Origin of the sequence: Rhabdothermincola salaria, assembly GCF_021246445.1 — a bacterium.
GTDB lineage: Bacteria > Actinomycetota > Acidimicrobiia > Acidimicrobiales > Acidimicrobilacustridaceae > Rhabdothermincola_A > Rhabdothermincola_A salaria.
Map to the genome: position 1 here is coordinate 516,861 of NZ_JAJQXW010000002.1, position 12,737 is coordinate 529,597.

Annotated in this window: 9 protein-coding genes; 4 read left to right on the forward strand and 5 right to left on the reverse strand. The window is 72.5% G+C overall.

Features of this window, described 5'->3' with window-relative positions; genetic code table 11:
- Positions 1-22 precede the first annotated feature (22 nt).
- Positions 23-301: a glutaredoxin family protein gene (locus LUW87_RS11640; protein ID WP_232671345.1), complete on the forward strand. Its 279-nt coding sequence runs from the start codon at positions 23-25 to the stop codon at positions 299-301.
- A 4-nt stretch (positions 302-305) separates the two neighbouring features.
- On the opposite strand, the gene LUW87_RS11645 is transcribed toward LUW87_RS11640, so the two are convergent.
- The gene (locus LUW87_RS11645) at positions 306-1,691 is read right to left on the reverse strand and encodes a wax ester/triacylglycerol synthase family O-acyltransferase (protein ID WP_232671346.1); all 1,386 of its coding nucleotides are present in this window, start codon (positions 1,689-1,691) and stop codon (positions 306-308) included.
- 238 nt (positions 1,692-1,929) lie between these two features.
- Between LUW87_RS11645 and LUW87_RS11650 the strand changes: the two genes are divergently transcribed.
- The gene (locus LUW87_RS11650) at positions 1,930-4,536 is read left to right on the forward strand and encodes an AMP-binding protein (RefSeq protein ID WP_232671347.1); all 2,607 of its coding nucleotides are present in this window, start codon (positions 1,930-1,932) and stop codon (positions 4,534-4,536) included.
- On the opposite strand, the gene LUW87_RS11655 is transcribed toward LUW87_RS11650, so the two are convergent.
- The 3 genes from LUW87_RS11655 to LUW87_RS11665 all read right to left on the reverse strand — a co-directional run bounded on the left by LUW87_RS11655 (position 4,497) and on the right by LUW87_RS11665 (position 10,105).
- On the reverse strand, positions 4,497-6,374 hold the full coding sequence (locus LUW87_RS11655) for an ABC transporter ATP-binding protein (protein ID WP_283251055.1): 1,878 nt from the start codon (positions 6,372-6,374) through the stop codon (positions 4,497-4,499). The two genes, LUW87_RS11650 and LUW87_RS11655, sit on opposite strands and share 40 nt — an antisense overlap.
- Positions 6,371-8,104, reverse strand: coding sequence for an ABC transporter ATP-binding protein (locus LUW87_RS11660; protein ID WP_232671348.1), 1,734 nt, complete (start codon positions 8,102-8,104; stop codon positions 6,371-6,373). Before LUW87_RS11660 ends, LUW87_RS11655 begins: the two co-directional genes overlap by 4 nt.
- Positions 8,105-8,290: 186 nt before the next feature.
- Positions 8,291-10,105 carry a hypothetical protein gene (locus tag LUW87_RS11665; RefSeq protein ID WP_232671349.1) on the reverse strand — a complete coding sequence of 605 codons (1,815 nt, stop codon included), beginning with the start codon at positions 10,103-10,105 and terminating at the stop codon, positions 8,291-8,293.
- A gap of 142 nt (positions 10,106-10,247) precedes the next feature.
- On the opposite strand from LUW87_RS11665, the gene LUW87_RS11670 reads away from it, so the two are divergent.
- Complete coding sequence (locus tag LUW87_RS11670) at positions 10,248-10,760, forward strand: hypothetical protein (RefSeq protein ID WP_232671350.1); 513 nt, start codon at positions 10,248-10,250, stop codon at positions 10,758-10,760.
- 104 nt (positions 10,761-10,864) lie between these two features.
- Here LUW87_RS11670 and LUW87_RS11675 read toward each other — a convergent pair whose 3' ends face one another.
- A complete protein-coding gene (locus tag LUW87_RS11675; RefSeq protein ID WP_232671351.1) occupies positions 10,865-11,935 on the reverse strand; it encodes an iron-containing redox enzyme family protein in 1,071 nt (356 codons plus the stop codon).
- Between the two features lie 301 nt (positions 11,936-12,236).
- Here LUW87_RS11675 and LUW87_RS11680 point away from each other — a divergent pair, with 301 nt between their 5' ends.
- Positions 12,237-12,713: a CAP domain-containing protein gene (locus LUW87_RS11680; protein WP_232671352.1), complete on the forward strand. Its 477-nt coding sequence runs from the start codon at positions 12,237-12,239 to the stop codon at positions 12,711-12,713.
- Positions 12,714-12,737 lie beyond the last annotated feature (24 nt).

A 12,737-nucleotide genomic window follows, 5' to 3' on the forward strand; every position in this document is an offset into this window, starting at 1 on the left:
GGACCGTGGGGTTGCAGGACCCATGAGCGAGACCAACCCTGCCGCGCCCGAGTTCACCGTCTACTGGCGCCCCGGCTGCGGGTTCTGCTCCCGGCTCTTCCGCCAGCTCCAGACGCGCGACCTCGACCCGGTGGTGCGCAACATCTGGGACGACGACGAGGCCCGTCGCTTCCTGAACGACCGCATCGGTTCCGAGACCGTGCCCACCGTGGTGGTGGGTGGCTCGGTGCTGGTCAACCCCGACATCGGCGAGGTGCTCGACGCCCTCGCCGGGGTGAACCCCACCGCGGCCGGTCGGTGACGGATCAGCCCGTCGAGTCGAGCAGGGCCGCGAAAGCCGCCTCGATCCCGTCGACGAGCACGGCGGCGTCCGGGCAGGCGTCGGGGTCGACGGTGACGCCGACGTCGAGCTGGCCGTCGTAGGACAAGATGGCCACGCCCACGGTGGTGTTGGCCCCGAGCGGCACGTAGGGCTGGAACTCGAGCATCCGGGCGCCACGCAGGTAGAGCGGCGTGGGCGAGCCGCGCACGTTGGTGACGACGAGGTTGACGACGGGCTGGCGGTTCACGGTCAGCTCGCTCAGCACGGTGACCAACGGCAGCGGGAGCCAATCAGCGGTGCCGAGCAGCGCCGCGAACAGCTCGACCTCATGGCCCTCCTTGTGGGCGTCCATGTCCGCCCGGACCTGGCGCAGGCACTCGAGGGGGTCGACGTGGGTGAGCGGGAGGGTGGCCAGCACGCCGCTCACGCGGTTGCCCAGTCCGAGCATCTCGTCGGCGCCCCGGGTGGACACCGGGACCAGGGCCGTGAGGTGGTCGAGGCCGGCCAGCTCGCCCCGGCCGGCCAGCAGGGCTCGCAGGCCGCCGGTCACCGCGGTGAGGGCCACGTCGTTCACCGTCGTGCCCGTGGCGTGGGCGATGTGCTTGGCATCGGCCAGCGACCAGCGCACCACCCGGTGGTCCCGCCGGGCACCGACTGCCGCGTTGAGCGAGCACCGGGGCGCAGGACGCCGGGTGCGCAACGTCTCGGCCGCAGTGCCCAGGAGAGCGGCGAGGGCGGCCGGGTCGCGCACCAGGTCGACGGTGCCCCGGGCGGCGTCGACCGGCAGGCGGGCGGCTCGGCGGAGCTCGTCGAGCAGCCGGTGGGCGGTGGCCGGGGCCGGGCTGGGTGCCCACGGGGCCGGCACGGCTGGGGGTGCTGCCGGGTCGCGGTCGAGCATGGTGATGAACGACTCCGAGCCGGAGACGCCGTCGACCAGCGCGTGGTGGGCCTTGTCGACGAGCGCCACCGAGCCGTCGGCCAGCCCGTCGACGAAGGTCAGCTCCCAGAGGGGACGATCGCGTGGCAACGGCTGGGCCTGCAGCGCCATGGCCAGGCGGTGGAGGTCGTCCTCGAGGCCGGGTGCCGGCACCCGGCGGGTGCGGACGTGTTCGGTGATGTCGAAGCCGTCGTCGTCGCACCAGCGGGGCAGTCCGAGCCCGCCGGCGGCAGGGCGGAGGCGTTGCCGGAAGCGGGGGATGGCCGCCAGGTGGGCCTCGACCACCGCCCGGATGTCGTCGAGGCGCAACCGGCCGTCGTCGTCGAGGAGGGGGCCGCCCTCGAAGCGGGCCACGCCGCCGATGTGCAACGGCACCTCCGGCCGTTCGGCGGCGAGGAAGCTGGCGTCGAGGGCGCTGAGGTTGTCGGCCACCCCTCGATGCTGCGGCCATGTCACCGATGTCACAAGGGCCGAGGGTCCCGTTCTCACCCAGTGGGGCCCCGTCCGCCGCGATGTCAGGGGGAGCAAGGCCACCGTCGTCGCCACACTTGGCGAAATTGGATAGGTCTACCTAACATCTTTCCGTAGGCGCCCATGGGTCGGTGGTGCCAGGGAGACGACGGTTGCGGTGACACCCCCAGTGGCGACAGACGTGCGGACCCGGCGGCCGGTGCGTTTCGCCGCGTCCCTGGCCGATCACGGGAACCGCCCGGCCCTGTTCACCGCGGACGGGCCGGTTCGCTACGTGGAGCTCGCCGAGCGGGTGGCCGCGGTCGCGGACGAGCTGGGAGCAGCGCGTCGCGTCGTCCTGGTGGAGGGCGGCAACCACCTCGGTGCCGTGGTCACCTACCTGGCCGCCCTGGCCGGTGGTCACCCGGTGCTGCTGGCGCCGCCGGACCGGGTCGAGCCGCTCGCGGCGGTGTGGGAGCCGGACGTGGGGGCCGTCGCCGCCGCGCAGTGGGCGCCGACCGAGCGTGCGGGCGTCGAGCACCAGCTGCACCCGGACCTGGCGCTGCTGCTCACCACCTCCGGGTCCACCGGCTCCCCGAAGCTGGTCCGCCTCAGCCACACCAACCTCGAGGCCAACGCCGCGTCGATCGCCCGGTACCTGCGCCTCGGGCCGGACGACCGGTCGATCACCTCGCTGCCGCTGCACTACTGCTACGGGCTCTCGGTCCTGCACAGCCACCTCCTGGTCGGGGGCGCGGTGGCCCTCACCGACCTCTCCGTCACCGATCCGTGCTTCTGGGCCCAGGCCCGCGAGGCACGCGTGACCGGCCTGGCGGGGGTGCCCTACACGTTCGACATGCTCGACCGGGTGGGCTTCGCCGACATGGACCTCGGCCACCTGCGGTACCTCACCCAGGCGGGGGGCCGCATGAGCCCCGAGAAGGTGCGGGCCTACGCCGAGCTGGGCCGGCGCCGGGGGTTCGAGCTCTTCGTCATGTACGGCCAGACCGAGGCCACGGCCCGCATGGCCTACCTGCCGCCCGAGCTGGCCACCACCGCACCCGACGCCATCGGTATCGCCGTCCCCGGCGGCTCGTTCCACCTCGAGCCCGGCGCCGAGGACCCAGCTGGGCCCAACGAGACGTCGGGGCCGGACGAGGCGTCGCCCAGCGGTGAGCTCGTCTACCGAGGCCCCAACGTCATGATGGGCTACGCCGAGACCCCGGCCGACCTGGCCCGAGGCCCCGAGCTCGACGAGCTGCGCACCGGCGACCTGGCCCGGCTCGGCGACGACGGCCTCTATCGCATCACCGGGCGGGCCAGCCGCTTCCTGAAGCTCTTCGGGCTGCGCGTGGACCTCGATCGCGTCGAGCGGCTCCTGGCCGACGCCGGTCTGTCGGCGGTCTGCACCGGCGACGACGACGGGCTGGTGATCGCCCTCGAAGGTGGTTGCGAGGCCCAGGCCCGAGCAGCGGTCGCCACGGTCGTCACCGAGGTCGGCCTGCCCCGCTCGGCGGTCACGGCCTGGGTCGTCGACGAGCTCCCCCGCCTGGCGAACGGCAAGCCCGATCACGTCGGCATCCGGGCCCGGGCCGCCGCCCGACCGGCGGTCGAGCCCGAGCAATCGGCGGCCGGAACCGGTGCGACCTCGCCGTCGGCGGCCACCGCGGTGCGCGCCGTCCTCGCCGAGGCCCTCGACCTGCGCCCCGACGACATCGGCCCCGACGACACGTTCGTCGCCCTCGGCGGCGACTCCCTCAGCTACGTGGAGGTGTCGGTCGCCCTCGAGGGCGCCCTCGGCCGTCTCCCCGAGGCGTGGCACCTCCTGCCGGTGGCCGAGCTCGAGGCCATCGGCGCGGGGGCCGAGCCGGCCACGGGGCCGCGCTGGTTCCACGCCATGGAGACCAACGTGGTGCTCCGGGCCCTGTCCATCGCACTGGTCGTGGGCTCGCACGCCGGCAGCTACCTCGTGCTCGGCGGAGCCCACGTGCTGTTGGTGATCGCCGGGTTCAACTTCGCCCGCTTCCGCCTCCCGGCCGTCGAGGTGACCCATCCCACCCGCAAGGCCCTGGCCAGCATCGCCCGCATCGCGGTGCCCGTCGGGCTCTGGGCCGCGTTCCAGGTCACCTATGCGGAGGCCTTCCGGCCGTCGAGGCTGTTCTTCGCCAACAACTACCTGGGCAGCGGGTTCTGGGTCTACTGGTACGTCGAGGTGCTCCTGCAGCTGCTCGTGGTGCTCACCTTGGTCTTCGCCTTCGCTCGGGTGCGGGCGCTCGAACGGCGTCACCCCGAGGCCTTCGCCTTCGGGGTGCTGGCGGCCGGCCTGGCGTTGCGGTTCGCCGTCGAGGCCACCTTCGACCGTCACGTCGAGGCGATGCACATGACCGACACCCTGGTGTGGTGCTTCGCGCTCGGATGGGCCGCCCAGCGGACGTCCCGCCTGTGGTCTCGACTGGCCCTCAGCGCCATCGCCTGGTGGTCGATCAGCGGGTTCTTCTACGGCGTGGAGCACGACGCCGTGGTGCTGGTCGGGGTGCTCGCCCTCATCTGGGTGCCCCACCTGCCGGTCCTGCGGGGCCTCGACCGCCTCGTGGCTGCCGTGGCGGCTGCGTCGCTCTACATCTACCTGGTGCACTTCGCCGTGCTGCGCGAGCTGCGCGGCGACGTCGGGCCATGGGTGCTGACCGGGCTCGGCCTCGCCGCCGGCTGGGCGGCGTTCGTCGGTGCCGGACGGGTCGAGGGCGCGCTCGTGGCGGCGTGGCGACGCCGGCCCCGGCGCCGCGACGGTCAGTCGGCGTCGACGTCGGTGACGGCCGCCGCGAACTGAGCCATGAACAACGTGGCGTAGGCCCCCTCGCGGGCCAGCAGCTCGTCGTGGTCGCCCTGTTCGACGATGCGGCCGTCCTCCATGACCAAGATGGCATCGGCGTCGCGGATGGTGGACAGGCGATGGGCGATCACGAAGCTGGTGCGATCCGAGCGCAGGGCGGCCATGGCGTGCTGGATGAGGACCTCGGTGCGGGTGTCGACCGAGGAGGTGGCCTCGTCGAGGATGAGGATGGCGGGATCGGCCAGGAACGCCCGAGCGATGGTGATGAGCTGCTTCTCTCCCGCGCTCACGCTGCCGTGCTGGTCGTCGAGGATGGTGTCGTAGCCGTCGGGGAGCGAGCCGACGAAGCGATCGACGTAGGTGGCGCGGGCGGCTTCGAGCACCTGGTCGTCGGTGGCCGCCGGGTTGCCGTAGCGGATGTTCTCGCGGATGGTGCCGCCGAAGAGCCAGGTGTCCTGCAGGACCATCCCGAACTGCGAGCGCAGGTCGTGGCGGCGCATGCCGGCGATGTCGCGCCCGTCGACGGTGATGTGGCCCCCGTCGAGCTCGTAGAAGCGCATGAGCAGGTTGACCAAGGTGGTCTTGCCGGCGCCGGTGGGGCCGACGATGGCGATCGTCTGACCCGGCTCGGCCACCAGCGAGAGCTCGGTGATGAGGGGTGTGTCGGGCAGGTAGGAGAAGGACACGTCGTCGAACACCACCCGGCCCCGCACCGGCCCGGCGAGCGGCTCAGCGGTGGCGTCGGAGCTCTGCTCCTCGGCGTCGAGCAGGTCGAAGACGCGCTCGGCCGACGCGATGCCCGACTGGAAGACGTTGAACATCGAGGCCACCTGGGTGAGCGGCATCGAGAACTGGCGGGAGTACTGGATGAAGGCCTGGATGCCGCCCAGGCTGAGCTGGCCCGACGCCACCTGCAGCCCGCCGAGGACGGCGACGATCACGAAGTTGAGGTTGCCGATCATGAACATGATCGGCTGGATGATCCCGGCCATGAACTGGGCGCTCCAGCTGGCCTGGTAGAGCTCGTCGTTGGTCTGGCGGAAGCGCTCCTCGACCTCCGGGGCCCGGCCGAAGGCCTTCACCACGGCGTGGCCGGTGATCGACTCCTCGACCTGGGCGTTGAGCGAGCCGGTGTGGCCCCACTGGCGCACGAAGCGCTTCTTCGAACGGGCGGCGATGAACTTCACGACGCCGATCGACACCGGGATGGTGATGATGGCGACCAGCGACAGCAGTGGCGAGATGAGGACCATCATCGAGATCACGCCGACGAGCGTGAGGACGGCCACGACCATCTGGCTCAGCGTCTGCTGGAGGCTCTGGGCGATGTTGTCGATGTCGTTGGTGACGCGGCTCAAGAGATCGCCGCGCGGCGTGCGGTCGACGTAGGAGAGGGGGAGCCGGTCGAGCTTGTGCTCGACGTCGGTGCGCAGGTCGCGCATCGCACCCTGCACGACCCCGGCCAACAACCACGCCTGCAGGTAGTTCAGGCCCGATGCGCCGATGTAGAGACCCAGCGCCAGGCCCAGCCAGGCGTGCAACGCTCCCCAGTCGATGCCGCCATCGGGGTCGGTGACGCCGTCGACCAGCACGTTGGTGGCGGCGCCGAGGATGCGGGGCCCCACGACCTGCATGCCCACGGCCAGCACCGTGAGGGTGAAGATCACCATGAGAGGGGTGCGCTGGCGTCGGAGGCGGCCGAAGAGGCGTCGGGTGGCCGAGCCGAAGTCGCGGATCTCCTCCACGGGGACCCCCGCGCCCCGAGGGCGCGACAGCGGGGAGTTGTCGCCTGCGGTGGGCGGTGGGGCCTTCACGCCGGGCTCGTCGCCGCTCATGCCCCCACCCCCTGTGCCGCCTGGGACTCGACGATCTCCTGGTAGGTCGGACAGGTCTCGAGGAGCTCGGTGTGGGTCCCCAACCCGACCGTGCGGCCCTCCTCCAGCACCAGGATCTGGTCGGCGTCGGCGATGGTGGACACCCGTTGGGCCACCACGATCACGGTGGCGTCCCGGGTCCAGGGACGCAACGCGGCGCGCAGCCGGGCGTCGGTGGCCAGGTCGAGGGCCGAGAACGAGTCGTCGAACAGGTAGACCTCGGGGCGGCGGACGAGCGCCCGGGCGATGGCCAGACGCTGGCGTTGCCCGCCCGAGACGTTGCCGCCGCCCTGGGCGATGCGGGCCTCGAGGCCCCCGGCCATGGCCGCCACGAAGTCGGCGGCCTGGGCCACCTCCAACGCGGCCCACATCTCGTCGTCGGTGGCATCGGGCTTGCCGTAGCGCAGGTTCGACGCCACCGTGCCCGAGAAGAGGAAGGGCTTCTGGGGCACCAGGCCGACCCGGTCCCAGAGCAGCTGGGTGTCGAGGTCGCGCACGTCCACGCCGTCGAGGAGCACCGCGCCGCCGGTGACGTCGTAGAGGCGAGGGACCAGGTTGAGCAGCGTGCTCTTGCCCGAGCCGGTGCTGCCGATGACCGCCGTGGTCCGGCCCGGCAGGGAGCGGAAGCTGACCTCGGAGACCACGGGCTCGGCCGCGCCCGGATAGGAGAAGCTCACGGCGCGGAACTCGACGAGGCCGTGCTCGTCGAGTTGGCGGACCGGCTCGGCGGCCTGGCGGACCGAGGTGTCGGTGTCGAGGACCTCGACGATGCGCTCGGCGCTGACGGCCGCTCGGGGGGCGAGCAGGGCCACGAACGTCGCCATCATGATCGACATCAAGATGATGGTGAAGTAGCTGATGAAGGCGATCATGTCGCCGAGCGAGAGGTCCCCCGAGTCGACCCGGATGGACCCGAACCAGATCACCCCGACCGTGGAGGCGTTGACCACCAGCATCACCACCGGGAACATCAGCGCCATCAACCGGCCGGCTATCAACGACGTGTGGGTGAGCTTGTCGTTGACGTCGGCGAAGCGGGCCGACTCCTCGGGCTCGCGCACGAAGGCCCGCACCACCCGCATGCCGGTGATCTGCTCGCGCAGCACCCGGTTCACCCCGTCGATGCGGGTCTGCATGAGCCGGAACTGCGGGACCATGCGCGAGATGATGAACAGCAGCACCACCAGCAGCGCCGGGATGCTGACGATCAGCAGCGACGACAGGCCCACGTCGGTCGTGATGGCCATCACGATGCCGCCGATGGCGATGATGGGGGCGCCGATCGCCATGGTCATGGTCATGACCACGAGCATCTGGACCTGTTGCACGTCGTTGGTGATGCGGTTGATCAACGACGGGGCGCCGAGCAGGTCGACCTCTTGTTGGGAGAAGGACGTGACCCGGTGGAAGAGGTCGCGGCGCACGTCGCGCCCGAAGCCCATGGCCACCCGGGCGCCCACGAACACCGCGGTGATCGAGACCGCGATCTGGGCCAGCGAGACGGCCAGCATCAAGCCGCCCATGCGCCAGATGTAGTCGGTGTCCCCGGTCAGCACGCCGTCGTCGATGATCAGCGCGTTGATGCGGGGCAGGAACAGGTTGGCCGCGGCCTGCCCGGCCTGGAGGAGCAGGATCAGCACCAGCAGCCGGCGGTACGGGCGCAGGTGGGTTCGGAGGAGTCGGACGAGCAAGAGGCCCTCGCGCGGATGGTGGATCGACGTGCGGTGCGGGCGAGCCGTGGCGGTTCCGACACCTTCTGTTCACCATTCTCCCTCGTTCGGCGCCGTGGTGCGTCAACCGGCCGCTCCGCGGGTCTGCGCCCCTCGGTGCCGAGCGTCGTGGTCGCCCGAGGTGCGGGCGGTGGGCGCCGGGTGCGCTCAGTCGCCGGCCGGGGGCACCATCACGATCGCGAGGGGCACCCCGTCGCGCTGCAGCTCGTCCCGGCGCGCCACCAGGTCGGGGTCGACCCCGGGGGTCACGGTCGCCTCCCAGAGGCCGTTGCCGTCGTCGAGGACGGCGACCAGGTCGTCGCGCCCGGCCGCCAGCAACTGGGCTCGCAGCGTCGCGGTGACCTCCGCCCGTTCTTCGGCCAACGACGGGGGGAGGGGATCCCATCGGGCGATGGCCACGGCGTCGGGTCGGGCCAGGGCCTCGTCGATGGTGGGCCCGGTGGCCACGACGAGCTCCGGGGTGCCCGGTGGCGCGGGCTCGGAGCGCTGGGTTCCGAACTTGTGGCGCTGCTCGGGCGGGGTGCGCACCTCGATGCCGGCATCGTCGAGGACGGCGGTGACGGCGTCGGTGAGCCACCCGGCGAGCGGCCCGGTGCCCGACAGGGTGACGCTGTCGACGTCGTCGTCGCGGAGCGCCGCGACCATGGGATCGGACACGGAGAGGATCGCCGGCACGAAGTCACCGTTGGGCACGGCGTCCCGGTCGATGGCCCGCACCGTGGACAGACCGGCCGGGACGACGACCACCAGCGAGGCGGCGGCCAGCACCACCGGTACCCGGAACCGGTCGGGCAGGGCGCCCCACAGCGTGAGGGCCACCGCCACGGTGCCGAGCATGGCGATGATCCACCACCACCGAAGGAGGTAGTCGAAGGGCTCCCCGGTGAGGCGTGCGACCGACACCCAGCCGAGCAGGGTGGCGAGGGCGACCACGCCGAGCAACCGCAGGGCGGTGGTGCACTCCCGCCAGACCGCGAGGGCGACGGTGGCGACGGCGACGGCGATCGGCCCCAGCAGGGCAACCGCTTCTCGGCCCCGCGTGCCGCCGCCCACCGGGTTGGTGGGCTCAGCCCCGCCGAGCCAGGGCGGACGCCAACCGGCCAGCTCGCGGCTCGTGATCTCGACGGCCGGGCCCCAACCGAGGGGCTCATCGGAGCCGCTGGTGAAGTGCTCGGCGAGGTCGACGGCGTTGCCGACGCCGAAGAGCTGGTCGAGCAGCACCGGGATCCAGGCGATCGCGAGGATCAGGGCGGGCACCGCCCACCACCGCTCGCCGCGCCGCTGCCGCGCGGTCGCCACCACGGCGAGGCCCAGGAGCCCGGCCACCAGCACCCCGAAGCCCACGTGGGCCTGCACGATGTACGAACCGGCGGCGACGGCGATCGCCAAGCCGGCGCGGTCGCCGTCGACCGCCGCCCAGGTGGCCACCACGACGACGCCGAAGGGCAGCAGCGTCAACCAGGGGTTCCAGGGGTCCCACAGCTGCCCGGCGGGGAGGTTGGCGGCGAGCACGGCGACACCGGCCGAGAGCAGGGCGACGGCGGCCAGCCCGCCGCGACGCCAGGCCAACCAGAGCATGGCGGAGGCGGCGCCCAGGTTGACGGCGGCGGCGGCGGTGAGCAGACCCCACGGGTTCGAGCCGAGCAGGCGGTAGGGGCCGGCCAGGAGCCAGAAGAACCAGGGGCCGGGATGGTTCCACCCGTAGCGGGAGTAGGGGCCGAGCAGGGGGGTGAGGGTGGTTCCGACGTCGCGTGTGCGCAGCTCGATGACGGCCCAGTCGCCGGCGGCCCGCCAGTCGATGCCGATGCTCGCGGCCGTCGTGACGGCCAAGGGGGCGAGGGCCAGCAGGGCCACGATCCATGCCGCGGTGCGCTCGTGGCGGGCCCACCGCCGAGGGGCGAGGACGTCACCCGAGCGCCCGGACGGGACGGTCGCGTCGACGGCGAGGGCATCGGTGGGCACGGCGGACGACGCTAACGCCGCCCGCTGTCGTCCTCGGCGCGGCGGACCTCGACGTACCGTGCGCCGCGCGACGCCGGGCGCGTGGCAGGCTGCCGCTCCCCCGCCGGCGGCCGAGCCGGTCCCGATCCGAACGGAGAGACGGATGTCGAGAGGCGACGAAGCGGCCCTGGCCGCGGAGGCCACCCGGGTGCTGACGGCGGCCCGCCCCGGTGACGACGAGGTGCTGGCGGCCGGGGTGTTCGGCCTGCAGGATCTGATGTGGGCCCAGGTCGGGGGCGGCACGGTCGGAGCCCTCGGGGGTGACCTCGTGGCCGGCACGGCCGGGATGGCGGTCGGGGCTGCCCTGGGGGGCTACGCGGCCAAGCTGGCGGCCTGCAAGGCCGAGGGCATCACCCTGCAGCTGCTGGTGGCGGTCACCCCGTCCACCATCCACGTGCTCAACCGCGACCCCGATGGCGAGCTCGAGCCGGTGGTGGCCAGCTTCCCGCGCTCGTCGACCGAGGTGCAGATCACCAAGTTCGGGCTCTCCCGCCTGGTGCGCCTCCACGATCGGGACAGCGATGTGGCGATGACCCTGCACGGCACGGCCGCGCCCTTCCTGGCACAGTCGAAGCCGGACGCCGTCGTGTTGCACCTGTTGGCCGCCTCCGAGTGATCCGGGGCTCAGGGCGACCCGAGCAGCGGCGCGGCGCCTCGCAGGGCCCAGCCGGCCGCACCTGGTCACGACCGCCCGACCGGCACCCGGCCGCGACGGAGGGTTCAGGCTGACCCGGCGACCGCGGCTCCCGGGTCCAACGTGGTGGCGCGGGCGGCACCGGCGACCTCCGGGTGCCCGGAGCCGTGTCGGTGAGGGGCTCCCAGCGGGATCCGCAAGCTCGAGCGGCCTCGGTCCCAGGCGGTTCGGAGGTGCTCGGCCAGCCGGCGCTCGACGAGGTCGAGCGCGGCGGCGCCGAAGACGATCTCGGCACCGCAGCCGGGGTCCTGGGCGAGGAGGCCCCCCACGAGGTGGTTGCGGGCCAGGGGCCCGTGGTGGTCGTCGGCCTGGACGTGCACGTCGAAGAAGCGTCGGGCCTCGGGTCCGAGGGCCAGACGGTCGCACAGCTCGGCGTAGCGGCCCATGGGCCCGACCGACGTCATCTCGAACAGGGCCAGGTGCCCGGCGAGGGCGGGGACGAGCCGGCGGGCCGAACCCAGGTGCGAGATCAGGTTGGTCGTGGCCAGGGTGACCGCGGGGACGTGGTCGACCCAGGCCCCGTAGGCGTCGTCGAGGCCGGCGGAGCGCAGGGTGGCGGCGAAGAGGTCGGCGTGTGCCTGCCCGGGCCGCCCCTCCCCGTACTCGTCGCTCTGGATCTCGACCATGGCCGCCTTGGGCAGCCCGGCCAGCCGGGGCAACCCCCAGCTGTGGGGGTCGGCCTCTTTGGACTGGTAGGGGGCCCGGTGGGCCAGGAACTCGAGGAACCAGTCGAGGCGTTCGGCGGCCAGCAGGTGGGCCGACAGGGAGGGGCCGTCGCCGCCGCTGGTGAGCTCGTCGAGGTAGCGCAGCGGATCGGTGCCGGCCGCGGCGGTGAGCTCCCGCAGGGCCCCTTCGATCTGTCCGCCGAGGTCGCGCCGGAGCTCGAAGGTCGTGGTGCTCTCCTCCCACCCCGGGTGCACGCCGGCGAAGCCCCGGTAGGACAGCTCCCAGCAGCAGTAGAGGGCGAGCTGCAGGTCATCGTCGCTCAGAGGGTCGTCGACCGCGAGCGAGGGGAGCGGGGGGAGCGCGCCGTTCGGTGGGTGGCCCAGCCAGAGCTCGAACAGCGAGGCGGTGAGCGGTCCGCGGGGCGCAGGCAAGCGGGCCGGTCGGGCCGGGGCCGACGGTCGCGTCGGGTCCGACAGAGCTGAGGGGAGATGGGCGTCCGCCACGAGGCCTCCTGGGAGTGGCACGCCGCTCTCCTACCCCGGCTCGGACGTCGGGGGACCTGGGTGCAGGCGGTGCGTCGGACGGGTCCGATCGATGCCCTCGATCGCGGATGTGACCAAAGGCCCCACAGATCGTGTGTAGGCCGCCACGGATCGTGTCGATACCTCAGGTACACCACGGGCCGCAAGGGCCCGGGACACGAAGTCCGAATCCCGCCCGAGGAGGCCGGTCATGGCTGCTCCCACAACCACCACCACCACGAAGCGCTCACCGCACCGCCGCACCGTCCGCACCGCCGCTGCTGCGGCCGGCGTGGCCCTGCTGCTCGGCCTGGGTGCCGCGTGCACCCCCGAGGCCAACCACGCCGCCAACCTGGTCAACCAGACGAGGGCCTCCAACGGCCTCCCGGCGCTGCAGTTCAACACCATGCTCTACCTGAAGGCTCAGGGCTGGGCCGGGCACATGGCCAGCCAGGGCCGTCTGTCGCACTCGCGGCTGGCCGATGCCAACTGGTCGACCACCTGGACCAAGCTGGGCGAGAACGTCGGTGTGGCCTACAGCATCGAGGGCGTCCACAACGCCTTCATGAACTCGCCGACGCACAAGGCCAACATCGTGGACCGCACCTACAACAAGATCGGCACCGGCGTGCACGTCAGCGCCGACGGGCGGGTCTGGGTCGTCCAGGAGTTCATGCACGAGTGGTGAGCGACTGACCGGCTTCCACCACGA